A 24,383-nucleotide genomic window follows, 5' to 3' on the forward strand; every position below is an offset into this window, starting at 1 on the left:
CTCATTCGTCGGCCTCCCCATCGCCTGTCATGCTTTTTTAAAGAAGCTGCAGTTCAAGGGCCTGCTCTGCAAACACTTCTTTGAGGTCGCGAGCTTCTTTACGCAGCTGCTTAACCTCACCGGTGTTGGCCTGACGGGCGGTGTCACCGGCAAGCCGTTTCTTGCCAGCTTCACGAAACTCTTTGGACCAGCTGTAATAGAGCCCTTGAGAGAGCCCTTCCTGCCTACACAACTCGGCAATGCAGTCCTCGCCGCGTAACCCGGCAAGTACAATGCAGATTTTGTCTTCAGTGGAATAGCGCTTGCGGGTCTTGCGCCGGATATCCTTGACCATGCGTTCTGCAGCAACGCTTGCAGTCTTGGTATTCTGCCCCACATCTCACTCCTGTCGTCATGATCATGGGCCAAAACACTCCCTTATTCAATTCAATCGATCTGTCCAAAGGCGTCGACGGGGAACTCAAGCAGCCAAAAGCACACCACTGATTGCGTCAGGTTTCCGATAATGGCTCATCTTATTTGGCTTCAGAGGTAGCTGAATGGCTAGAGGAAAAGTATATAAAGTATGTCCGTGGAGCACGATATCATCACTAGATAATGAAGAGTCACATCTTGCTGGAGAAGTCCTACATAACAAAGGACATCGGGATACAGATTGGTCTCTTCGTAGACTACAATAACAATCATCGCTATCACTAGCCTTGAAAATGTGATGTGGGCTAAGGCCTATTTCGAACGGGTGGTTAGATTCGATAACACAGGCAAATGAGTAAACTTCAAACACTCCATTATTTGACTGCCAATCTTGTCAAACTTCATTTGAGAGTGGACACTCTCATCCCCTCAGCTAAAAATCTTACTCCTGTAGCATCACGTTTCAAGTTAGCACTAGCCATGTCGATTTTATGAGGAACGGCTCTGACGCATGTGCAGAATACAAAAGTGACCCCGCTTGTTTGGAAAGTTGAACGTCGTTTATAAGTGGATCTGCTCCGATTACGCCACAGCTTGAGTTATGCCTTGCGTGTGGTTGCAGTAGACCTGATCCGAGCTACTTCAGTTAAACGATCAATGTGGGCGTTTCTGATTATAAAAGGTTATGAATTTACCGAGGGCCTTTCTAGCTCCTGGCACATTAGCGTAGGCCTTGAGGTAAATTGCCACAAAGACCATCCGTTTCATCAGAGGTCTTACGTTGCGCCGAAAGCTCTTTGCCTTCAATAGTTGTTGCAACATACGGCTGCCAACAAATGGATATCCAGATGCAGTTCATCCAGTAGACTCATGAGGGCATGCATTTCTGTTGAGACTGGGTGCGGCAGGTAGTAAACACCGATTCTAGAAATATTCGAGGCTTTAGCTTGGCGGACAATCGAGAGTTTGTGCATCTGATCAGTCATCTTTGAGTGCTCCAGGCAAGAAATCTTTCTCCAAGGCCAGTTTCCCAATATTGACCTGCAGCCTGACCTGAGACCCAAGTTCCGTCTACGGTTTGTGAGGATTCATGGTTTGTTTTCAAGCCTCACGTGGTTATCATTTCCAGCTCTATCTGTCGTGCAACCTCGGCTGGGGTTAGGTTGTCCAAAAACGAATGCGGCCTTTGAGTGTTGTAGTGGTCTTTCCAAGCCTCAATTTTGGCTCTGGCTTCGATCAGTGATGAAAACAGTATTTCATTCAAACACTCTTCTCGAAAGCTGCCGTTAAAACTTTCAACAAAAGCATTTTGCAGGGGCTTTTCTGCTGCGATGTAATGCCAGTTGATGTTGGTATCCTGGCAGAGTTTCAACGGCGCAGAACTGGTCATTTCTGCGCCGTTGTCCGAAACTATTGTCGTTGGTATCCCCCGTTTTGCGATAATGGCATCGACCTCGCGCACAAGACGTGTTCCGGAGATAGAGGGTCGGGAACAAGTGCGAGGCATTCACGGTTATAATCATCGACGAGAGCCGGAACTCTAAAGCGCCTGCCATCGGTAATTGCATCACTGACAAAATCTAGGCTCCAACGTTTATTGGTCCTTGAAGGCAAGACAATGGGCCTGCGAGTTCCAAGCGCACGTTTACGACCAACACGTTTGCGCACTTGCAGCCCTTCCTCACGATACATGCGACGCAGTTTCTTCAGGTTCATAACCACTTCCTGACGTTTCAAAAGGATTTGGATCCTGCGATATCCGAAACGGCGACGTTCGCCAACTGTCTGATAGCTTCACGCAACGGCTTGTCGTCAGGACGTACGCTTTTGTAACGCATACTGGAGCGATCAACCTGAAGCACAGAACAGGCCCGCCGCTCGCTCACACCAAAGCTCTGGCATAAAAAGGCAACCGCTTGGCGTGAAGCTGCGGACCCTACCACTTTTTTGAATTCACATCACGCAGCATCGCATTATCCAGCATAGATTCGGCAAGTAACTTCTTGAGCTTGGAATTTTCATCTTCCAAAGCCTTCAACTTGCGTGCATCCGAAACATCCATGCCGGCATACTTTGTCTTGTACTTGTAGAACGACGCTGTGCTGATCCCATGCCTGCGACAAACTTTGGCTGTTGGAACACCACTTTCCTGTTCTTTGATCATGCTGATGATCTGCTCTTCCGTAAAACGCGAATGCTTCATATCCCACCCCAATGTTAGGTAGAATCCTATCACAAACTGGTAGAAGTTATGGGGGCAGGTCAAGTCGTTTGATATCGACTTCAGGTTCCTGCTTAGCCTGTTTATCAGTGCCAAATGCATTTAGCTTAGTTGCTAGGACCTGCTCTTTTCATTGATTGATTTGGTTCACGCGAAAATCAAACTTCAGAGCCAACTCACTCAAGGTACTCTTTCCGCGAATAGGAGCAAGCGACATCTCGCTTTATAAGTCGGGCTAAGGTTCCAGCGCGGACGTTTAATTATGGTGTTCTCCTGTTCTTGGCGTCAAGCAAATTTTAGGAGCTAAATCCACTTATACGACCTGTCCCAAAAAACTAAGCCATCTCTTACAATCATCTACAAAGCAGGATGGATGCAATATACAGCGGTGAAAAACTACCGATATAGGCTTGTGCAGGTTCACAGATGCCGCTTCCAGAGTGGCCGTTTCTCCATAGCAACGCATGAAAACGCAAAATCGCGCAAAGAAACGCACAGAATAACGCAAAGGCGGAAAGTGGCTTTCGTGAATGGGTGAAGGGGCAGCTTCTATGTCAGGTTGTCACATGCGCCAAAGTGATAAGCTGGTATATCTACCTGTAACTTCAGACTGAGACATAAATATATTTCAGTTAATCTCCCACTTTAGGCATAGTTTTCCTCTGCGCGACCCAAGAGCAAATGCAAGTATAAACCCCGATAATCTGCATGAAATGCGGTTTATACTCACCTTCGCTCTTATATATGTGAACTATATTGAGATTCATTCAATTTCACTTATCCACCTCGTTCTTTAGTTTGAGCTCAAACACTTGGGTAAAGGTGATCAACTGTCGTTCAGATAGGGCTTTACCCTACTGGGATTTGAACGAGGTCCATTTTAAAGATGAAGGGATTTTCGAAGTTTTTAGGAGAGACTTGCAGTTTACGCAAAGGAGCTTAACCTGCCTTCCGAGCAAGATTGGTCAAAGAGATTCCTTTGGTCGGTTCGGTAAAGTTTAGGGCCTTTGGTGCATTGCACAAAAACGATACCAGCGCCTACGCTGGGAAAGAGAATAAAAAACGATTGGAACAGTTGGTAACGAGCGATTTCTGCTGGAAACCTATTTAACAGGCAAGAGGTTAGAACATGATCATAGGGGCTGCCAAGGAAGTCCTTGACGGGGAACGTCGGGTCGCGTTGACGCCGGACAGCGCCCAACAGCTGCAAAAGCTGGGATATGAGTGCGCTATTGAATCCGGCGCCGGTGAAGCTGCAAACTTCTCTGACACAGATTATAAAGATGCTGGCGTAAAGGTTATCGCAGATGCAAAAACGCTCTGGGAAACCGCAGATATTGTTATCAAGGTCCGTCCGCCCGAAGCGTCTGAACTGGAACTGACACACGAGGGACAAACCCTCATCAGCTTCTTCTGGCCAGCGCAAAATGGTGAGCTTCTTCAGCAGTTTGCCGATAAAAAGGTCAACGTGCTGGCGATGGATATGGTGCCGCGTATCTCGCGCGCGCAGAAGATGGATGCTCTGTCATCCATGGCCAACATCGCTGGTTACCGCGCTGTTATGGAAGCTGGCAACAACTTCCCGCGCTTTTTCACCGGCCAGATCACCGCTGCCGGTAAAGTGCCACCAGCCAAAGTGCTCGTCATCGGCGCTGGCGTTGCAGGTCTTGCCGCAATTGGCGCCTCAACCTCTCTTGGCGCGATCACCCTTGCCTTCGACGTTCGCCCGGAAGTGGCTGAGCAGGTCGAGTCCATGGGCGCTGAATTCGTTTATCTGGACTTTGAGGAAGAGCAGCAGGACGGCGCCTCCACTGGCGGCTATGCTTCTGTTTCTTCTCCAGAATTCCGCGAAGCGCAGCTGGCGAAATTCCGCGAATTGGCACCAGATGTTGACATCGTCATCACCACAGCGCTGATCCCGGGCCGCGATGCGCCTGAGCTCTGGACCGAAGACATGGTCCAGTCCATGAAGCCGGGCTCTGTGATTGTTGACCTTGCTGCTGAAAAAGGCGGCAACTGTAAACTGACCAAGATGGACGAGAAGATCGTAACCGACAACGGCGTCACCGTGATCGGCTACACTGACTTCCCATCCCGCATGGCAACGCAGTCCTCCACACTTTACGCGACCAACATCCGCCACATGATGTTTGATCTGACCCCTGAGAAAGACGGTCAGGCCAATATCAACATGGAAGACGATGTTATCCGCGGTGCAACGGCAACCAAAGACGGGGAAATCACCTTCCCGCCACCAAAGCCGAAGATCGCTGCGATTGCTGCTCAAAAGCCAAAGGCACCTGAGAAAACCCCTGAGGAACTCGCGGTTGAAGAGGCTGCAGCTGCCAAAGCTGCCGGTCGCAATCAGCTCGGTCTTCTGATTGGCGGTGGTGCCGTTATGGCGTTGGTAGGTGCCTATGCGCCTGAAAGCTTTATGCAACACTTCATCGTGTTTGTCCTCGCAGTGTTTGTTGGCTTCCAGGTCATCTGGGGTGTGGCTCACTCCCTGCATACACCGCTTATGGCTGTGACCAACGCAATCTCCGGCATCATCATCTTGGGTGCAGTGCTGCAGCTTGGCTCTGGCAGCTGGATCGTCTGGTTCCTCGCTGGCATCTCGGTGCTGATTGCATCGGTCAACATCGTCGGCGGGTTTATGGTCACGCGCCGTATGCTCCAGATGTTCAACAAGTCTTAAGCGGGGGAGGGAAGCATTATGTCTATTGGACTTCAAACCGCCGCTTATATTGCGGCAACCGTACTCTTCATCCTGTCTCTGGGCGGTCTGTCCAATCAGGAAAGCGCAAAACGCGCTGTTTGGTTTGGCATCGTCGGTATGGCACTGGCTGTTCTTGCAACAGTATTTGGCTCTGGTGTTGATCTTACAAGCCCAGCCGTTTTGATCATGTTGCTTGTGACTGTAACCGTTGGCTCCACTGCCGGCGTGATTGTGGCTCAACGCGTTGAAATGACTGGCATGCCGCAGCTTGTGGCTGCTCTGCACTCCTTCGTGGGTCTGGCTGCTGTGTTCATCGGCATCAACTCTGATATCGCTCCACCAGCAGGTTTGGCAGGCGCGGAGCTGGTTATCCATGAAGCTGAAATCTTCATCGGCGTCTTCATCGGTGCGATCACCTTCACCGGCTCCATTGTCGCTTACGGCAAGCTTGCTGGAAAGATCGGTGGTAAGGCACTGCTGCTGCCGGGTCGTCACGCCCTTAATGCAGGTCTGCTCATTCTCGCAGTGATCCTGATGTTCATGTACATGAACCATGCTGGTTCCTGGACGCTCTACCTGATGACCCTGATCGCCTTCTTCATCGGTTGGCACATGGTTATGGCCATCGGCGGCGCCGACATGCCAGTTGTTGTCTCAATGCTGAACTCCTACTCCGGTTGGGCAGCAGCGGCGACAGGCTTCTTACTTGGCAACGACCTGCTGATCGTTACGGGTGCTCTGGTTGGTTCTTCCGGTGCGATCCTCTCTTACATCATGTGTAAGGCGATGAACCGTCACTTCGTCTCCGTTATTCTTGGCGGGTTTGGCACCACGACTGGTCCAGCTCAGGAAATCGAAGGCGAGATGGTTGCAACCGATACGGACTTTGTGGCTGAAACACTCAATGATGCAGATAGCGTTGTGATTGTACCAGGTTACGGCATGGCTGTTGCACAGGCACAGCAGTCTGTTTCTGAGCTAACCAAGCGTCTGCGTGCCAAAGGCAAAAACGTCCGCTTCGCAATCCATCCGGTTGCAGGCCGTCTACCAGGGCACATGAACGTGCTGCTCGCTGAAGCGAAAGTGCCTTACGATATCGTTCTGGAAATGGATGAGATCAACGATGACTTCCCTGACACAGATGTTGTCATCATTATTGGCGCCAACGACATCGTGAACCCGGCTGCTCAGGAAGATCCAAACTCACCAATCGCTGGCATGCCAGTTCTGGAAGTTTGGAAAGCCAAGCACGTGTTCATCTCCAAACGTGGTCAGGGTACCGGTTACTCCGGCATCGAGAACCCACTGTTCTACAAAGAGAACTCCCGCATGTACTACGGCGATGCGAAGAGCTCCATGAACAACCTACTAGGTAAAATCAGCTAGTTTGGTTTCTAGATAAAAACGATAAACCCCGGAACGTGAGGAACGTTCCGGGGTTTGCTTTTCTTGCAATGCCTCTGCAAATGGCACTACCTATTTTACGTTTATCTTATAGGTATCGGTAAAGTAATTCATCTGGCTACCCTGAACATACTTAGGCATTGAATACCTAGTCTTAAATGTATCCTTGCCGCGATAACCTTTCTTCGGGGTGTATATGACAACAACAGCGTTAAACTTCTTTCCGTAGCAACGTTGCCCTTTAGGAGGGTTATACGTTGTTCTGCGGATTTCAACGCTTCCATGCTTGGGCGCAACTTTGACCTTTACTTGAGCAATTGGACCTGAGGTACATTGGTTTTGGTTGTAATAAACATGCCCGTTGACAACGGACGCTTTGCGCGCGGCAACATCGCGCGAATGTGTCTCTGCAGCAGCAGTGCTTAGACCAGCAATTAGAAAAGCTGCTCCAACAAAATACTTGATCATCTCAGTTCCCACCTAATTCAGTTGTAATTGCTCCAGTTTTCAAGCCTTGTAGGCAGAAGGAACGAAAGAAGCAAAGAGTCTGTGGCTACTTATTAATCAGTTAGAACGGTATGGGGTAGATATACGCAAGTATATGATATTTGTCAGGAACGCGTGGTCACTTACCGCGCGTTCCCGAGACAGCTACTGACAGCCAAGCTTCTCCAGTAATTCAGGTTCTGCAGCTTTGGTCTGGTCACTTCCAAGCTCACCATCATACCCACATACAACCACCTTGGCTGTTTCATCAATCATGTCTGGTTGATCGGTGAAGGCCACCATGCCGGAGCCGAGCAAGGTGTAAAGGCCGGTTGAGTTTGGCGGAGACAAGTAGCCTTCGGCCTGAACCAGCCCGACCTTTCCATCAAAGATCCCAGCCTCTAACGACATCGCACGGATACTGCCAGCCTCAGGAACCCCTGTAACCCGGATAACATCACCAGACTGAACGTGTTGCGGAATAATGCCTGCGATCAAAGTGTTACCGATCTGTGGAACATTGCTTGCGCCAACAGAAAGATTGCTACCGATGATGACTGCAGACTGACGGGGTGGAACAACCTCGACGCGTGTTGCAAGCACATCCTCAGCTTGCCACAGACCGCTGATTGCCACCCAATCCCCTTGTTTTACCTTGGTCGCAATGGCCTCTGGTACGTGAATGAAGGTTCCCATAATCTCAAGAATTCTGCCAGTCTCACCTGACTTCACCTCAGAAACAGGACCGATGATCGGCACAATTCTGCGGATACTCTTCGCTTCCCAGTTTAAGCCAGTCAGAGCAGCAACAACGGCAACCGTATCTCCGGGCATCAACTGCAAGGCCGTCAGCGGACCAAGTTCGTTTTTGACCGGCAAGTCTGGAGGGAAGGTGATGCGTTGATCATTAACAATGATGCTGCCAAGACGCGTAATCGTGCCAACAATGCCTGTCCCTAGAATTCCGCCTTCACGCTCTTCCTCTGCATGGCCTGCAGCTGAAGCGATCAGAAAAGTGGATGCAATTAAAGCGGAAAGTGTGTGCCTCCAAACCATTACGCAGCAGCCTCATCTGATTTTGGCTTTTTTTTTGGAAGGACGTAGGCCCCAAAGGCAAAACGGCCATTGGCGGCCTGTTCCGCATCATTCATTTGCATCTCCCGTGCCAGAGCGTTGACTTCTTCCAAAAGCATCTGGGCCTTCTCTTGCGTCAACCTGTTCAGAGTCTCCACTGACTCCTCTGACAAATGCGAATAACGCAGGATTCGATCAAAATTGAGAGCTTCTCCCTGAGGGGAAATTAAGTTGTGGGTAGCGGCCGAAAGGTGCGTCGAAAGTGTCGCCTGATAGGCGGCAACTTGTTCGGCACTTCCAGGTGCGGGCAAAAGGGCGTGAGTCAATAAACGATAAAATCCGTCATCTAATTCCGCTACGACACCCTGCTCAATAAGCGCCTCAAGAACAGTTCCCGGCGCCATATCAGCGCGTGTGAAGCGAACCAGTTCATCAAAACCAGGCTCTTTTTCGCTGCCTTGTCGAGGCAAATTCCGGGGCGTTCCTTCTGCGCTTTGGAACTCTGGAGCCGTCGCCCAGTAACTGATCGCTAGAGCCGTCGCATTGACGGACTTCTTGAGAGAACTGCCGTTTTCGTCGGATCGTAACCGTTTGACATCTTTGCGGTGAATGCCGGTTTTAAGGCTGACGCGGCTATCCGTTGTCTTTCCGGGGTTTTCCTCAATGGCGGCCTGGAGCAGGGCCCGTTTCAGTGCCTCGGTCGCTGGCCCGATTGTGACGCCACGCGCCACCATCGCTTTTGCCAGTGGGGCAAGGAGCGCTGTGAGAGCAGTCTCAAAAGGGTCTGTTTGCTCGGGACTCATTTCCGTTTCCTGTGCTGTCCAGTTCTCTAATCATTACACCAGAATTTTTCATCCTACGAATTCGTTACTGCCAGTTGAACACTTGTTATAGTTAAATGGGAATTTTTCCCATTAAATAGGATCAGTGATTATCACCATAAGAGGGACTCGCCATGCGGGATATTGCTGCAGATTATCTAAATGACATTCGGCCAGTGTTTCCGACCATGCCAAAACTGACAGGAGTAGCGCCACGCAATCCACTTCTGTCGGCATTGAGCGATTTTGATCAGGAACGTTTTCTGGATTTTGGATGGGGACCAGAAACCGCTCCACGCTTTCCAACTATCATTTCCGCAATGAACCACTTTATGGCTGCGCAGCCAAATGCCGTTGCAGCTGAATATCAAGATCAGGAGATCAGCTACGGTGAGCTGAATGACGCCGCAAACCGGCTAGCTCACACCCTGGCACGGTACGGCGTGAAGAGAGGGGACGCCGTTTGCTTGTACCTGCACCGTTCCATTCCAATGCTGGTCGGCATCGTCGCGGCTCTTCGCGTAGGTGCAGCATATATTCCGCAGCATGTGGGCGTCGCTCCTGAAAAGGCATTGAACCACATCGCAGCAGTGACCGGTGCCAAAGTCATTCTAACGCTGCGCAGTCTTAAAGATCAGGTGCCGGTTGCAGAAGGCCAAACTCTCATCGCGATTGAAGATGTGATTGAGGATGAAACTCTGCCGACCACGCCAGTAGAGGGCGAACAACATAAAGCACAGCCGGACGATCTGTGCATGATCCTGTTCACCTCTGGTACCACAGGCGTCCCTAATGGCGTTCAGGTCACCCACAAGAACCTGTGCAACATCTTGCAAACCAGCCCCGGTGATCTTGGCATGCGTCGGGGGTTGCGGGTGGGTCAAATTCTTTCGATCGCGTTTGATATGGCGGCTTGGGAAACTCTTGGCGCTGTTTCAAACGGCGCTACGCTGGTTATTCGCGGCAAAAGCATTCAGGAAACAGCCGAAAAGGTGGACGTGCTGATTGCAACACCGTCAATCCTGAACTCACTTGACCACAGCCATTGCCAGCAAGTGCAAACTGCTGCTGTCGCGGGAGAACCCTGCCCAAGACCTCTTGCAGACGCTTGGAGTAGTTTCTGTCGCTTTTATAATTCTTGTGGCCCAACAGAAACCACCATCATCAACACAGCTGAACCGCATTATCCGGGAAAGGAAGTTCTATCCATTGGACGCCCGACACCCAACAATACAGTTTATGTTCTGGATGAAAACCTGCGCCCCGTTGCCATTGGCGAGAAAGGCGAAATGTGGGCAGGTGGTGATTGTGTAACTGCTGGATACCTCTCCAATCCCGAACTTACGCTTGATCGTTATCGTCCTGATCCATTCCGTCCCGGCCACATGATGTTCCGTACCAAAGACCTTGGTCGCTGGACCAATATCGGAGAACTGGAGCACTTTGGGCGGGTTGATGATCTGGTAAAAATCCGAGGTTTCCGTGTAGAGCTGGATGGCGTTTCCAACACATTGGAAGCTACGGAAGGCTGTGATCAGGCAGTCACGCTCAAGTTCGACAGCCGCAATCTGGTTGCCTTCGTCAGTCCGGCGAATGTGTGCACCAACACAGCGGCCCAGTCCGTGAAAGACAAACTTCCTTATTATTGTAGTCCAACACTGATCCTTTCCATGGATGAGTTGCCTCGCACACCACGCGGGAAGTTGGACAAGCGCCTGCTTTTGAAGCTGGCACAAGACCATATTGACGCTCAGGGTGTGGAGTTAAATTAATGACTATTGAAGCAACAACTGCTGAAACACGCAGTTACAACTGGCGACGTATTACGCGCCATCCATCCTTGATGGAATACAACCGGCTGTTGATGCTGGTCGCCGTGGTTAACATCGCAGTCTTCATCGCTGGTTTACAGGACGGACGCTGGTTTGCCGAAACCGACTTTGCTCTTGGTGCTATTGCAGATATGGCGCTGATCAACCTGTCTCTTGGTATCCTGATCCGTCAGCAACGGGTGGTCAATGCCTTGTTCTGGCTGGCAACTCGCATTCCAACCAGCTGGCCGCTGTGGCTTCGTTGGGGCGCTGGCAAGGTGTTCCATTTCGGGGGGCTTCATTCCAGCAGCACAGTATCCGGCACAATCTGGTTTGGCTTCCTGCTTTACGCTATGGTGGCTAACCGTATTGAAGGGGCTGCGCTTCCATCAGACCAGACGCTTGCTCTCAGCGGGGCGATGGTCGCGTTGATGGTCTTGTTGATCATTACTGCACAAGGCAGTTTCCGCGCACGCTATCACAACACCTTCGAGAAGGTTCACCGTTTTGTTGGTTGGACAGTGCTTGGCCTGTTCTGGGCACAGACTGTTTCCATCACGCAGGATACAGGTGGCGTTCTTATGGAAACCCCAGCATTCTGGATGCTCTGCCTCATCACACTGTCCATCCTCTCACCTTGGCTGTCGCTTAAGCGCGTCAAAGTGGATGTGGTGAAGCCATCCAACCATGCAGTTTTGGCGAAGTTCAATTACGGCGATACTCCATTCCCGGGCAGCTCAAACGCAATCAGCCACACACCATTTGGCGAGTATCATGCGTTTGCAAACATCCCGTCTCCGAGTGAGCCAGGTTATCGACTCGCGATTAGTCGGGCAGGGGATTGGACAGGTGACTTTATTGAAAACCCGCCAAGTCATGTATGGGTGAAGGGCATCACCACCTCTGGTGTTGCGCGTATCGAGGTGTTGTTCAAGAAGGTCGTTTACGTCGGGACTGGTTCTGGCATTGGCCCAATTGTGCCGCATCTGCTCGCAGGCGAGGTGCCTAACAAAGTGATTTGGTCCACACGCAACCCTCGTAAAACTTATGGCGATGCTTTCGTTGACGAGATTGAGACAAGCACTGAGAACCCGGTGATCTGGGATACGGATTCTCAAGGCAAGCCTGACCTGACCGCATTAACTCTGAAAGCAATTGAGGAGAGCGGAGCAGAGGCTGTTATTGTGATTTCCAACCAGAAACTGACCCGCAAACTTGTTCACGACATGGAAAGCTTCGGCATTCCTGCTTACGGCGCAATTTGGGATAGCTGATCATGTATGAAACCATTGAAACATCCGTTGAAGGGCGTGTTGCAACCATTCGCTTCAATCGCCCCAAAGCGCTGAATGCACTTAACTCCCAGGTTCTGGAAGAGGTGCTGGATGCTGCAACCAAGTTTGATGCAGATCCCGCTATCGGTTGCCTTATTCTGACTGGTAATGAGCGAGCCTTTGCTGCTGGCGCTGATATCGCAGAGCTTAACGTGCAGGATTATGCCAGCATGTACGCCAGCAACTTTTTCACTGGATGGGATCGTTTTGCAGCGCTTCGTATCCCGAAGATAGCAGTGGTCTCCGGCTATGCGTTGGGCGGCGGCTGTGAGGTCGCCATGATGTGCGATATTATTTTGGCATCAGACACCGCCAGGTTCGGCCAGCCGGAAGTGAAGATCGGCTGTATCCCGGGTATTGGCGGGTCTCAGCGTCTGACCAAGCTGGTTGGTAAAGCACGAGCCATGGATCTTATCCTCACAGGCCGCATGATTGATGCGCAAGAGGCTTACGACATGGGTCTCATTAGCAGAAAGATCCCTGCAGATGAGCTGATGGCCGTTGCTAATGAGACTGCAAAAACCATTGCGGGATATGCCCGAGACATCACCATGATGGCACGGGCTTGCGTAAATGCGGCGGATGAAAACTCACTGGAAAATGGTATCCGCTTTGAACGGCAGATGTACCATGCCTTGTTTGGCTCACCTGCCCAGAAAGAGGGCATGGCCGCATTCCTTGAAAAGCGACCACCAAATTTCAATGAGCAGGCTCAGCAGGAAGACGCTTAACTAAACGAGAAACGCCCGGATGCGATATCAGCATTCTGGGCGCTTCACCTTTTAGATATCTTAAACATCAATCACCGATAAACGGATTGTCTCGCAAGCGCTCAGCAGCGAAGTCCACGAAGGAACGCACCTTAGCGCTGGCACGGCGGCCTTCCATATAAACGATGTGGACTGGAAGCGGCTCAGGCTCATAATCCTCCAGCGCCAGCTGAAGCACACCGTTCGAAACGTCTTTCGCCACCTGATAGGACAGCAATCGGGTAATGCCGGCCCCACCTGTTGCTGCCTGAATAGCTGCGCAATTGTGGTTGCAGCGCAAATGTGGGTTGATCTTCACCACCTCGGCCTTCTCTCCTGCAAACTTCCACTGGTTGCTCGTTTCAACCGATGTCGGCTGGATGATCTTGTGCTCGGCAAGGTCTGACGGTGTTTGCGGGGTGCCGTGCTCACTAAAATACGCCGGAGAAGCGCAGATCACCCGGCGGATGCTGCCCACGCGGGTCGCATAAAGCCCGGAATCCTGCAGATGTCCGATACGGAACGCTACGTCCAGATTATCTTCCACCATATTGACGATACGGTCGTAGAACTCGGCATTGGCAGTCACTTCAGGGTAGAGATCGAGGTACTCTGTGATCAGAGGGATAATGTACTTCTGCCCAAACAGTATGGGCGCTGTGATGGAAAGCTCGCCGATCGGCTTGGCATAACTGCCGCTGACAAACGCTTCTGCCTGTTCGACGCTCTCCAAAATGCCTTTTACATCGCAAAGATAGTGCCTGCCCGCATCCGTCAGTCGGACGTGACGAGTGGTTCGGTTGAATAATCTTGTGCCAAGGGATTGCTCCAGCCGGGCAATGGAGCGAGTGACGGCAGGAGCTGAAAGGCCAAGCTTCTTGCTGGCTTCCACGAAGCTCTCCCGTTCAGCCACTTCTACAAACACCTGCATTGTTTCAAGCTTATCCATTTCAATCTCACAATCACGCTCATTTATTGCGCTAAGTGTAATAGTGAATTGCACAGAAGCCCAATTATTTCCTTTCAAACATTGGTTACATGAAGACCATCATCCGATTTCAAAAAATGGAGATAAAATAATGTCACGCATTCCTACCCCATCTTCCATCGAGGCCGCTCCTCAGGACTCCCAGGCTTCCCTTCAGGCCGTCAACTCTCAGCTCGGCTCGGTGCCAAATCTGTTCCGAATTGTTGCTAATAGCCCGCAGGCGCTGGAAGGTTACCTCGGTTTGAACGGCGCGCTCGGCAAAGGAACACTGCCTGCTGCTACGCGTGAGCGTCTCGCATTGGCCGTTGGCGAGCAGAATGGCTGTAACTACTGCCTCTCCGCGCATACTTACCTTGCATCCAACCTTGCCAAACTCTCTGCAGATGAAATTGCAAAGAACCGCCGCGGCAGTTCTGAAGATGCGAAAGCAGCCGTTGCTGTCGAGTTCGCTGTCGCAATCGTCAAAAACCGCGGAAAGGTTTCTGATGCACAGGTGCAGGCTGTGCGCGACGCTGGTTATTCCGATGCAGAACTCGTTGAGATTGTTGGACATGTCGCTCTGAACACGCTGACCAACTACATGAACGAAGTATTGGGAACCGAAGTTGACTTCCCTGCTGTTAAAGAACTTGCCTGACACCACGGGCGGGTGGAGCCCAATCCACCTGCCACCCTTCCGGAGATCGTCATGACCAGATCACCACTCCCTCCATTCACACGGGAAACAGCCAGCATCAAAATCCGTGCGGCGGAAGATGGCTGGAACTCTAGAGATCCGCAAAAGGTAGCTCTGGCCTACACGCCAGACTGCCAATGGCGGAACAGAGCAGAATTTGTAACTGGACGCCCTGAGATTGAGCAGCTGCTCACTCGCAAATGGATCCGAGAGCTCGATTACCGCCTTATTAAAGAGCTATGGGCCTTTGAGGGAGACCGGATCGCGGTTCGCTTTGCCTACGAGTATCATGACGACTCCGGACAGTGGTTCAGAGCCTACGGCAATGAAAACTGGGAGTTTGCAGAGGACGGCCTCATGAAGCGCCGGATTGCAAGCATCAACGAGCATCCGATCACACCAGAGGACCGCAAGTTCCATTGGCCGATAGGTCGCCGCCCTGATGATCATGCAAGCCTGAGTGATCTGGGTCTGTAACTGGAGGAAACCCCATGTATTCCAGTGATATTGCCTTCACTCCCACAGTGAAAGCCATCCAGAGCCGCAAAGGCTCCCGACGCGGCTATGCCAGCATGGAAGAGGGCGGTGGTTGGAAAAACGAAGTGACAGAAGAGTTGGCGCGGTACATTGCCGATCAGCGCAGCTTCTTTCTGGCAACGTCCAATGCGGATGGCCAACCCTATATTCAGCATCGTGGGGGCCCAACCGGGTTCCTTAAGGTGCTGGACAATCGCCACCTCGGGTTTGCGGATTTTCGCGGCAACCGTCAGTACATCAGCCAGGGAAATCTGGAAGATAATTCCAAGGCCTTCATTTTTCTGATCGATTACGTGCAGAAGACGCGGATCAAGATCTGGGGCACAGCTAAGGTCATCGAGGATGACCCGGGCTTGATTGAACAGCTGATGGACTACGATCAACCCTATCGTGCAGCGCCTGAGCAAGCAATCATCTTCAGTGTTGATGCATGGGATGCCAACTGCCCCCAGCACATTCCAGTGCGCATTGACGCAGATTGGGTCAAATCCGCTTTGGAAGAAAAAGAACAGAAGATCGCAGAGCTGCAAGCACAGATCCAGAAGCTGCAAAGCGCCGTACAAGCGAACTGATTACATCGAATAGCGGGTGAGCAAACTCTCCCGTTACTGCGTATTCCCGAAACTTATCTGGCCCTAATCTCGGGAATACGCACTACCCTTCACCACTATTGTGGCCCTCCATAAAAATCTCCCCATTGCTTCCTTTCAATCTCCGTAACTGCGCTCAGCAGCTTCTCGCTGAACGCATCTGCCAATGCAGACGCCGGACGTTGGGACGGCAGCAAAATGGAGATCGCCAGCACCACCTTGGGCGCAAACGGGCGGAAAACGAGAGAGCTGTGTTCGCGTGCCGTGTTCAGATAACCGTCCGCCGTCATCGGATCACAAATGCAATAGCACAAGCCATCTTCCACCAGCTTCAGGGCAGGGAGGAAGTTACGTAGCTCGAAGCGTTGGTTGAATTCCGCTTTCTGCTCCTCATAGGCCACGCGCGTGGAAATACAATTAGGGTGCATTTCAGGCAATGTCGCCAATGGTTTGCCCGAAAGGTCCTTTGCTTCAATGACCTCTTTGTGCGCCAATGGGTCATCACTCCGTAAGGCACAAATACAATTGAGCAGGAAATCATGCGTAATCAACGCACTGTTGGGAGCGGGGGTTTCTGCCAGCCCCACATCATATTGCTGAGAGGCGACCCATTCTTCAATCACGTTGGACCCGCGCATCATCAGCGAGACTTTCACCTCCGGTTTGTCTTGGACAAACTCTGAGATCAGCTGCGGAATAAGCACCTGAGAGGAGGCCGGCATGAACGCCACGTTGAGCCGACCCTGCTGCAAGGAGCCAATCTCGCGCATGGTCCGTGTCGAACGGGCGAGGCGATCCAAAATTGCTTCTGCTTCCCCCAAAAAGAATTGCGCCTCCGGTTTTCGGAGGAGTTTGCCGCGTTGACGTTCAAACAGTTCGATCCCCAGTTCCTGTTCCAGATTGGAAATCAGAGAACTTACTGCAGGTTGCGTCCGACCCAGGATACGTGCCGCCTCAGAGATTGAGCCCGTTCGCATAACTTCACGAAATGCCTGCAACTGTCGAAAACTCAGGTTCATGTAACCGCCTGTTATTGTGAGGCAATTACATGCCCTATAATTTTTTTCTATACCTTAATAGATTAAATCACTTTGATTTTATAGGTCAAAATCGAAATCTTCCCCGAACAGCGCTGCGGACATCTACTTAGGGAGGATTGCTGATGGATCGCTTAATGAGCCTGCTGCTGACGGGGCTGATATGCCTTGTTGCACTGGGCCAATTTGTACAGGTGATCACGCGATACCTGCTTGAAATTCCAGTTCTGGGGCTGGAAGAAAGTCTGCTTTATCCAACAATGTGGCTCTACATGGTGGGCGCGGTCAACGCATCCCGTGAAAACAGCCATATCCGCGCCAACGTTCTGGAAATCTTCCTTAAAACACCAAAGCAAGTGGCCGTGCTCGCCCTCATTGGGGAAGCATTATGCCTCGCGATTGGTTGTTGGCTCACTTACTGGGCATGGGATTTCACCAAATATTCTATGCGTGTGTGGCGTGAAAGCCCGACCCTCTACATCCCGACTTTTTACGTGGACATCGCGCTAATCACTGGCCTTGTCCTGATGATGGTGTTCACCGCAATTCAGCTGGGCCGACACATCCATCAGGTTTTGACAGGGACGTTCTCTGAGCCGCTCCCAACCACCACAGAACCCCCAAAAGAGGAGCTGGCCTGATATGGTTGAGATCGCACTTCTTTCCGTTGCAGTACTCGTAATTCTGCTCACTCTTGGCGTACCGCTGCCTTACTGCTTTGGCGCGGGCCTGATGACCATGTACTTCGCTGGTGACGTCATCATGAAGGGCAACATGCTTTGGGGCTTCCAGCAGCTCGGCAATCCGGTTTTGCTTGCTATTCCGCTGTTTGTTCTGGCGGGCACGATTATGAGCGTCAGCGGTATCGCTGCCAGTTTGCTCAACTTCGTCAACATCTTCATCGGCCATTTACGTGGCGGTCTGGGCGTTGTGGCAACCGTCAGCTGTGCATTGATCGGTGCGATTTCCGGCTCTGGCCTGACTGGCGTGGCCGCCATTGGTCCACTCCTCATTCCTGAGATGGAAAAGCAGGGCTACCCGCGTGCCTATGCAACTGCGCTCATCGCCAACGCATCCTTGCTTGGCCTGCTGATCCCACCAAGCGTGACCATGATCGTCTACGGCTGGGTGACTGACACGTCCATCCTCGCCTGCTTCCTCGCAACGCTTGGCCCGGGCCTGCTGATCATGTCCAGCTTCTCCGTTGTAAACCTGCGTCTGGCCCGCAAGTTTGGCCTGAAACTGGAAGACCGCCCACGCGGCAAAGCATTTGTGCAGGAAGCCAGCCACCGCGGGTTCAAGGCAACTCCAGCGCTTCTCATGCCAGTTATCATTCTCGGCGGCATCTACGGTGGCATCATGACCCCGACAGAAGCTGCGGCTGTTGCAGTGATTTACGCGATCCCTGTCGGTTTCCTTATCTACCGCGGGTTGGATGCCAAAACATTCCTCGGGGCAGGTAAAGAGGCAGCAACCTCCGTTGGCGCGATCATGCTGATGATCCTGTTCTCCATGATCCTCTCCCAGATGTTCGTGCTCGAAAGTGTGCCGCAGGAACTGGTGGAAGCAATCTTCTCCATCACTGAGAATAAAGTTCTGCTGCTGATCCTCATCAACATCCTGCTGTTCCTTGTGGGCATGGTGGTGAATGACGTGACTGCTATCATCCTGATTGCGCCGCTGCTGCTGCCGCTCATGGAAGCCATTGGCATCAGCCCGATCCAGTTCGCAGCGATCATGGGTGTTAACACAGCCATGGGCGGTGTGACCCCTCCATACGCTTCGATCCTTTATCTGGGCGCACGCATCGGCAAGGTGCCGGTCACGCAAGTGATCCGCCCAGCCATGATCCTCATCCTGTTTGGCTATCTGCCAGTGGTGTTCTTGACCTCCTTCTGGGCAGACCTGTCTCTCTTCATTCCCCGGCTCTTTGGTTACTGACCCCATCACCAGACAAGAGCCCAAAGCGAGCTGTGGGAGCAGCTCCGATAACAGCAACCTCAGTTGCGATTGAAAACAAAACACAGAGGTGAACTATGATTTTGAAGGCATTGAAAACGACCCTTGCGCTGGCAACCATCATTGGTGGTGTAAGTGCAGCATCCATCGCACACGCCAAAACGCTGAAGATCAGCCATATCCGCCCGCAAGGCGCAACTGTTGATCTTGAAGTGAAAGACCTTGCTGAAGAGCTGAAGAAAGCAACCAATGGCGACCTGAAGATGAAGATCTTCGCGGCAAGCGCATTGAGTGACTACACCACCGTACAGGAACGTATTTCCGTTGGTGCAATCGACATGGCCGTACAGCCAGCAGCAACCGCTGTTGAGCGTAAAATGCAGATCAGTGCCTTCCCATATGTGGCTGAAAACTGGGAACAAGCGCAGAAGATCTACGGTCCAGGCGGTGCGATCCACGACGCAATGAAAGAGCTTTACGCCAAGCAGGACATCACCATGCTGGCAGCTTATCCGGTGTACTTCGGCGGTATCGCGCTGAACCGTGATGCGGTGGCTCCTGGCGATCCAAACGCTGACAAAGGCATCAAAGTTCGTGTGCCTGGTATCAAAAGCTTCCAGCTGACAGCAGATGCTCTGGGTTACATCAGCTCCCCAATCCCATTCTCCGAAGCCTTCACCGCTGTTCAGACCGGTGTTGTTGACGGCGTCGTGGGCTCCGGTGCTGAAGGTTATTACGCCTCTTTCCGTGATGTTGCGAAGACCTACATCCCAGTCAACACGCACTTCGAAGTTTGGTACCTGATCATTAACTCCGAGCGTTTTGAAGGTCTTGACGAAAGCTCCCGCAAAGCTCTCGTAGAAGCAGCAAAAGAGTTTGAAGCCAAGCGTTGGGCTAAAGCGGAATCCGATCAGGGTGCGTTTGAGCAGAAACTGGCAGACTACGGCGCAACCATCGTCAATCTCTCTGATGATGAGCTCGCAGCGGCAGCCAAGAAAGTACGCGCAGACGTATGGCCACAGATCCTGAACGACGTTGGTGCGGACTGGGGTCAGTCCATTCTTGAAAAAATCAAGAACTAACAGTCCAGACCGATAGGTCTCCAAAGGATCGGGCAGCTTTGTTCCCTAACCGGATCCCAATCCCGGTTTCACCTGAACTGCCTGATCCTCCCGGTTTCATTGGGAAACCCACTTGTTTTAAAGCTTGCCACTAAAGGTCAGGTCCAATGTTCCGCTCACTGCGCAAACCCGAGACCCAAAGCGTCTCCATCAACATCAACGGGCAGATGGTTCAGGTTGCTGAAGGCTCCAGCCTTTGGGCAGCCATGGCGTTGCACGGTGAAACACAGACCCGCCTTGCTTTAGTCTCGGGCCAACAACGCTCCGCCTATTGCGCCATGGGCGTGTGCTTTGAGTGTCTCGTTGAGGTCAATGGCGTGCCAAACCAGCAGGCCTGCCTAACGACGGTAGAAGAGGGCATGCACGTCTGTAGCCAAGACCTGACCGAACAATCCATTGCTGCACTTCATCAAAAAGAGAGTGCTGATCATGAGTGACATTTTCGATATCGTAATCATCGGTGCAGGCCCGGCCGGCATGTCCGCCGCACTAGAGGCAGCACAACAGGGAGCCTCGGTCGCGGTGCTTGATCGCAAGGCAACTCCCGGTGGGCAGATCTATCGGGACGTGACGCAGAGCCCCTTGTTGGACCCGTCCGTTCTCGGGAGTGAATACACCGAGGGCGCGGAGCTGGTTGAAGCCTTTATGGAGGCTGACATTGACCGCCACCAGAATGCGGATGTCTGGCATATCGGAGAAACCGGCGAGGTCCTGTACTCCCAAGACAATCAGACCCGCCGTCTTGTAGCGCGTGAACTCATCATCAGTCCGGGCGCCATGGAACGCCCGTTCCCTATTGAAGGCTGGCATTTGCCAGGAGTGATGACAGCAGGCAGCGCACAGGTGATGCTCAAGTCTGACGGCATGGTCAAAGACGGTGCTATCTTTGCTGGCACCGGACCCTTGCTTTACCTGATCGTGGCTCAGTATCTGCGGCTTGGTGTAACCGTCAACGCTGTAGTGGACACAACGCCAGCAGGCGGTGTTGTCCGCGCGATGCAGTACATTGGTGGTGCGCTCCGCAAACCAGCCTACCTCATCAAAGGTCTGATGCTCCTCAATGAAATTCACCGTGCTGGTGTTCCCATCTTCCGCCATGCCTCAAACCTGAGCGTGCTTGGAGAAAGCAAATCCGTTGGCCTTCAGTTTGAACAGGATGGACGAACCCACTCCGTCAACGCAGATCATATCTTCCTGCATCAAGGCGTCATACCCAACCTCAACATGACCCGTGCGCTTGGCATAGAACATCATTGGGCAGAGCAACAACTGTGCTGGACACCGACACTGGACGACTGGGGCCAAAGCTCGATCCCACACATTGCAGTGGTCGGTGATGCAGCTGGTATTCAGGGGGCGGAAGCTGCGCGACATGCGGGGCGCCTTGCAGCACTTAAGGCCATGAACAAACTTGGCAAACTCAGCGAGGCAAGTCTGCAGCAACAAAGTTCTGATCATCTGAGAGCCATGAAGTCCTTCAAAGCCTTCCGCAGTTTTCTTGATGCGTATTATGCACCAACACCAGAGCATCGCATCCCTGCTGCGTCCAATACGCTGGCATGCCGCTGTGAAGAGCAAACAATGGGGCAGCTGCGTGCTGGATTTGAGCAAGGTGCGAAAGACCCGAACGCGCTTAAAGCATTGACCCGCTGTGGAATGGGCCCGTGTCAGGGCCGCCAATGCGGGCATACCGTCAGTGAGTTACTTGCTGTCTGGCAGAACAAGCCTGTTTCCGACATCGGCTATTATCGCCTGCGTTCTCCGCAAAGGTTGCTCAGTGTTGATGAGTTAAGCCAGTTTCAGAACATCAAACCAGCAAAAAAACCGGCTGAGGTGTCCGCATGAATTTTGATGCAATCATCATTGGCGGCGGCATTCACGGCAGCGCAACGGCTTACTATCTGTCCAAGGCTGGTATGAAGACGCTGGTGCTGGAAAAGGACTATGTTGGCCGTCATGCCTCCGGTGTCAACGCAGGTGGTGTGCGGTTGTTAGGCCGAGATTTTGCTGAGGTGCCGCTCTCCAAAGAAGCCATGTCCCGCTGGCAAACACTGGATGATGAGCTTGAGGGCGATACTGGTTTTCGCAGGCGTAGCCTGATCAACATTGCCATTGATGACGCAGACATGAGCACGATCAAGACCCGGATCACTAAGCTCACCGGATTGGGTTACGATCACGAAATACAGATCGACCAGCAGGAACTGCGCGAGCGATTGCCTCATGCGGCGCATAACTGCGTGGGCGGCGTGGTGTCTGAACAAGACGGCTATGCTATCCCTTACAAGGCAACCAGTGCCTTTCGCCGAGCAGCTGAACGATTTGGCGCGACGTTTCATGAAGGCGAGACGCTCGCAAACCTACGCCAGATTGGCGATGCCTGGCAGGTACGAACCGACAAAGCCAGTTATGACACAGGCACTCTGATCAACTGCTCTGGAGCATGGGCGGACAAAACTGCCATGATGATGGGCGACAACACCCCGCTCTCTTACAGCGCGCCTATGTTGATGATCACCGCCCGAATGCCGCATTTTGCTGGTCCGGTCGTAGGCGCCATCTCTCGTCAGCTGTCGTTCAAGCAGTTCGAAAATGGCACTGTGCTCATCGGTGGTGGCGCCAAAGGTTTTGCGGATCGTGATAATAATCGGACAACGCTGGACTACAAAAAGCTGGCCCTTGCTGCGGAGACAACCAAGACCTTTTTCCCAATCATGAAGACAGCCGTCATCAACCGGATGTGGGCTGGACTGGAAGCCTACATGCCCGACAACCTGCCGGTGATAGGGGCAGGGGTGAATGCGCGCAATGCCTACCATGCCTTCGGCTTTTCGGCCCATGGGTTCCAGCTCGGACCAGTCGTTGGTGATGTACTCGCGCAGTTGATCACCACAGGAAAAACCAGTTTTGACCTGAACCCGTTCCGCATCGACCGCTTTGAACGCAAGGTTCTTTAGCTCCCAAGATTTCCAAGACAACAGGAAAGTAAACCATGACAATTGAACGCGTGGATTCTAACCACCGCATGAGTAAGATCGTGAAGCACAACGGCACAATTTATCTGTGCGGACAGACAGCTGCTGATGATCCAAGCTGGGACATCACCGAACAGACAAAACGCTGTCTGGCCAAAGTTGATACCCTGCTGGAACAAGCTGGCAGCGACCGCAACAAGATCCTGTCCGCCACCATCTATGTGCGCGATATGAAAGATTTCGCTGCGATGAACGCCGTGTGGGATGCTTGGGTTGCAGAGGGTGAAAAGCCAGCACGTGCCTGCGTTGAAGCACGCATGGCTCGTCCAGATATTCTGGTTGAGTTTACTGTGGTTGCAGCTCAATAAAACGCAGAGAGCCTGTGGTAATCACGGGCTCTTACCAAGCCCTGCTATTTCTGTACGAGCCCTTCCACCATCACCTCCCAGGAAGCAAGGAAGCGCCGTTCCACTTCGTTGTTGGTGCCTTCCAAACGACTGAGGATCAGTGTCCCTTCAAACAACTCGACAATGGCTTCCACGATATGCGTTGCATTTGCCTGCCGGATAACGCCATTTTCCATTCCCTCAATAATCTGCTCACTAATACGCGTGCGAAGCAGACCAAAGAACTTCTTTAAAACCACACGCGCCACATGGTGCTTGTAAAACTCCACCCAAATCGCGGTCAGCTCAGAATGTGTCCCAAGATAGATGAGGGTGGTGACACAAATGGACTGAATCCGTTCCAGAACATCCGTATCTGATGCAGTTTCTTCTTTAATTTGCTGTACGATCTCGTCGTCACACATTTGCAGATATTCCGCCAGAATCTCATCCTTACTGGCGAAAATGGATCCGATAGTTTGTTGCGAGAGGCCCGTTTCCTTAGCAATATCCTTGAATGTGGTATTGAAATATCCGTTGCGTGCGAAACAACGCAGTGACCCGTTGAGAATGATCATACGATCATCCTGCAGAGCAGCGGGAACATCCTCTCTCCGTTGTAGGGGGTCGTCCATAAACGCTCTCCGCACGCTGGTTTGCAATCTCACTTCAGGCTAAAAGTCGGCATCCTTCAGGAACTCAGAGAAAAAGCTAGCATGTAATCACAGGGGTGAGGCCGGGGGATGTTGCGCAAGGTTGATACGTTTTTCTCCTGTTCACTAAGCTCAAAGCTTCTATTGATTTGAGTTTGACGAATTTGCGTAAGTTTACAAACTTGCTAAGTTCATATTCGGCAGCTGAAATCACAACTCAGATTGAAGACGGGTTGCTTACGTTTTGTGTGTGAATCGGCATGCAAAATTGACCCGGTTAGGTGGGTTATGAGCGTTTAAGATTGACCCACCTGTTTGTTAGGATCCGTGCATTTAGCGCGGGGCATGAACGGGTGATATTGATGGAAAGTGCAGCCAAGATCCGCCGTCTTGTTTTACGGGATGGTCGAAGTGTCCGGTCGGTCAGT

21 protein-coding genes and 2 pseudogenes are annotated in these 24,383 nt (G+C 52.0%); 15 read left to right on the forward strand and 8 right to left on the reverse strand.

Annotated features, from left to right (window positions below):
• Together PsAD37_RS10165 and PsAD37_RS10175 are read right to left on the reverse strand one after the other, a co-directional pair.
• A pseudogene (locus PsAD37_RS10165) lies at nt 1-334 on the reverse strand (transposase); the annotation flags it as partial.
• A gap of 1,188 nt (nt 335-1,522) precedes the next feature.
• Nucleotides 1,523-2,617: pseudogene (locus tag PsAD37_RS10175) on the reverse strand (IS3 family transposase).
• A gap of 1,147 nt (nt 2,618-3,764) precedes the next feature.
• Here PsAD37_RS10175 and PsAD37_RS10185 point away from each other — a divergent pair.
• Nucleotides 3,765-5,333 carry a Re/Si-specific NAD(P)(+) transhydrogenase subunit alpha gene (locus PsAD37_RS10185; protein WP_063296054.1) on the forward strand — a complete coding sequence of 523 codons (1,569 nt, stop codon included), beginning with the start codon at nt 3,765-3,767 and terminating at the stop codon, nt 5,331-5,333.
• Nucleotides 5,334-5,351: 18 nt separating this feature from the next.
• Nucleotides 5,352-6,740, forward strand: coding sequence for an NAD(P)(+) transhydrogenase (Re/Si-specific) subunit beta (locus PsAD37_RS10190; RefSeq protein WP_063296055.1), 1,389 nt, complete (start codon nt 5,352-5,354; stop codon nt 6,738-6,740).
• Between the two features lie 90 nt (nt 6,741-6,830).
• On the opposite strand, the gene PsAD37_RS10195 is transcribed toward PsAD37_RS10190, so the two are convergent.
• From PsAD37_RS10195 to PsAD37_RS10205, 3 genes are all read right to left on the reverse strand, one after another.
• Nucleotides 6,831-7,226, reverse strand: a complete 396-nt coding sequence (locus PsAD37_RS10195; protein WP_063296056.1) for a hypothetical protein — start codon at nt 7,224-7,226, stop codon at nt 6,831-6,833.
• A 183-nt stretch (nt 7,227-7,409) separates the two neighbouring features.
• Nucleotides 7,410-8,300 carry a hypothetical protein gene (locus tag PsAD37_RS10200; protein WP_063296057.1) on the reverse strand — a complete coding sequence of 297 codons (891 nt, stop codon included), beginning with the start codon at nt 8,298-8,300 and terminating at the stop codon, nt 7,410-7,412.
• Nucleotides 8,300-9,121: a DUF6502 family protein gene (locus PsAD37_RS10205; RefSeq protein ID WP_063296058.1), complete on the reverse strand. Its 822-nt coding sequence runs from the start codon at nt 9,119-9,121 to the stop codon at nt 8,300-8,302. The genes PsAD37_RS10200 and PsAD37_RS10205 overlap by 1 nt, the downstream gene beginning before the upstream one ends.
• Before the next feature lie 152 nt (nt 9,122-9,273).
• Between PsAD37_RS10205 and PsAD37_RS10210 the strand changes: the two genes are divergently transcribed.
• From PsAD37_RS10210 to PsAD37_RS10220, 3 genes are read left to right on the forward strand one after another with little or no spacing between them, the layout of a single operon-like run.
• Nucleotides 9,274-10,911 carry an AMP-binding protein gene (locus PsAD37_RS10210; protein WP_063296059.1) on the forward strand — a complete coding sequence of 546 codons (1,638 nt, stop codon included), beginning with the start codon at nt 9,274-9,276 and terminating at the stop codon, nt 10,909-10,911.
• On the forward strand, nt 10,911-12,224 hold the full coding sequence (locus PsAD37_RS10215) for a hypothetical protein (protein ID WP_063296060.1): 1,314 nt from the start codon (nt 10,911-10,913) through the stop codon (nt 12,222-12,224). Before PsAD37_RS10210 ends, PsAD37_RS10215 begins: the two co-directional genes overlap by 1 nt.
• Before the next feature lie 2 nt (nt 12,225-12,226).
• A complete protein-coding gene (locus tag PsAD37_RS10220; RefSeq protein ID WP_063296061.1) occupies nt 12,227-13,015 on the forward strand; it encodes an enoyl-CoA hydratase-related protein in 789 nt (262 codons plus the stop codon).
• Between the two features lie 67 nt (nt 13,016-13,082).
• Here PsAD37_RS10220 and PsAD37_RS10225 read toward each other — a convergent pair whose 3' ends face one another.
• The gene (locus PsAD37_RS10225) at nt 13,083-13,982 is read right to left on the reverse strand and encodes a LysR family transcriptional regulator (RefSeq protein WP_063296062.1); all 900 of its coding nucleotides are present in this window, start codon (nt 13,980-13,982) and stop codon (nt 13,083-13,085) included.
• Nucleotides 13,983-14,112: 130 nt separating this feature from the next.
• On the opposite strand from PsAD37_RS10225, the gene PsAD37_RS10230 reads away from it, so the two are divergent.
• Genes PsAD37_RS10230 through PsAD37_RS10240 form a run of 3 tightly spaced genes read left to right on the forward strand, consistent with a single transcriptional unit; the run spans nt 14,113 to nt 15,806 of the window.
• Nucleotides 14,113-14,658: a carboxymuconolactone decarboxylase family protein gene (locus tag PsAD37_RS10230; RefSeq protein WP_063296063.1), complete on the forward strand. Its 546-nt coding sequence runs from the start codon at nt 14,113-14,115 to the stop codon at nt 14,656-14,658.
• Nucleotides 14,659-14,709: 51 nt separating this feature from the next.
• Complete coding sequence (locus PsAD37_RS10235) at nt 14,710-15,174, forward strand: nuclear transport factor 2 family protein (protein ID WP_063296064.1); 465 nt, start codon at nt 14,710-14,712, stop codon at nt 15,172-15,174.
• Nucleotides 15,175-15,188: 14 nt separating this feature from the next.
• A complete protein-coding gene (locus PsAD37_RS10240; protein WP_063296065.1) occupies nt 15,189-15,806 on the forward strand; it encodes a pyridoxamine 5'-phosphate oxidase family protein in 618 nt (205 codons plus the stop codon).
• Nucleotides 15,807-15,901: 95 nt separating this feature from the next.
• Here the strand turns inward: PsAD37_RS10240 and PsAD37_RS10245 are convergent, their stop codons facing one another.
• Nucleotides 15,902-16,843 (reverse strand): LysR substrate-binding domain-containing protein, encoded by a 942-nt coding sequence (locus PsAD37_RS10245; RefSeq protein ID WP_063296066.1) that lies wholly within the window; start codon nt 16,841-16,843, stop codon nt 15,902-15,904.
• Between the two features lie 143 nt (nt 16,844-16,986).
• Here PsAD37_RS10245 and PsAD37_RS10250 point away from each other — a divergent pair, with 143 nt between their 5' ends.
• From PsAD37_RS10250 to PsAD37_RS10280, 7 genes are all read left to right on the forward strand, one after another.
• Nucleotides 16,987-17,502: a TRAP transporter small permease gene (locus PsAD37_RS10250; protein WP_063296067.1), complete on the forward strand. Its 516-nt coding sequence runs from the start codon at nt 16,987-16,989 to the stop codon at nt 17,500-17,502.
• Between the two features lies 1 nt (nt 17,503).
• On the forward strand, nt 17,504-18,802 hold the full coding sequence (locus tag PsAD37_RS10255; protein ID WP_063296068.1) for a TRAP transporter large permease: 1,299 nt from the start codon (nt 17,504-17,506) through the stop codon (nt 18,800-18,802).
• Between the two features lie 95 nt (nt 18,803-18,897).
• Nucleotides 18,898-19,902: a TRAP transporter substrate-binding protein DctP gene (gene dctP / locus PsAD37_RS10260; protein WP_063296069.1), complete on the forward strand. Its 1,005-nt coding sequence runs from the start codon at nt 18,898-18,900 to the stop codon at nt 19,900-19,902.
• 146 nt (nt 19,903-20,048) lie between these two features.
• Complete coding sequence (locus tag PsAD37_RS10265) at nt 20,049-20,378, forward strand: (2Fe-2S)-binding protein (RefSeq protein ID WP_063296070.1); 330 nt, start codon at nt 20,049-20,051, stop codon at nt 20,376-20,378.
• Nucleotides 20,371-21,786, forward strand: a complete 1,416-nt coding sequence (locus PsAD37_RS29400; protein WP_063296071.1) for an NAD(P)/FAD-dependent oxidoreductase — start codon at nt 20,371-20,373, stop codon at nt 21,784-21,786. Before PsAD37_RS10265 ends, PsAD37_RS29400 begins: the two co-directional genes overlap by 8 nt.
• Nucleotides 21,783-22,898: an FAD-binding oxidoreductase gene (locus tag PsAD37_RS10275; RefSeq protein WP_063296072.1), complete on the forward strand. Its 1,116-nt coding sequence runs from the start codon at nt 21,783-21,785 to the stop codon at nt 22,896-22,898. The genes PsAD37_RS29400 and PsAD37_RS10275 overlap by 4 nt, the downstream gene beginning before the upstream one ends.
• 35 nt (nt 22,899-22,933) lie before the next feature.
• Nucleotides 22,934-23,284: a RidA family protein gene (locus tag PsAD37_RS10280; RefSeq protein ID WP_063296073.1), complete on the forward strand. Its 351-nt coding sequence runs from the start codon at nt 22,934-22,936 to the stop codon at nt 23,282-23,284.
• A 44-nt stretch (nt 23,285-23,328) separates the two neighbouring features.
• Here PsAD37_RS10280 and PsAD37_RS10285 read toward each other — a convergent pair whose 3' ends face one another.
• Complete coding sequence (locus PsAD37_RS10285) at nt 23,329-23,937, reverse strand: TetR/AcrR family transcriptional regulator (RefSeq protein ID WP_063296074.1); 609 nt, start codon at nt 23,935-23,937, stop codon at nt 23,329-23,331.
• Nucleotides 23,938-24,383: the final 446 nt, after the last annotated feature.

The organism is Pseudovibrio sp. Ad37, assembly GCF_001623075.1.
Taxonomy (GTDB): Bacteria; Pseudomonadota; Alphaproteobacteria; order Rhizobiales; family Stappiaceae; genus Pseudovibrio.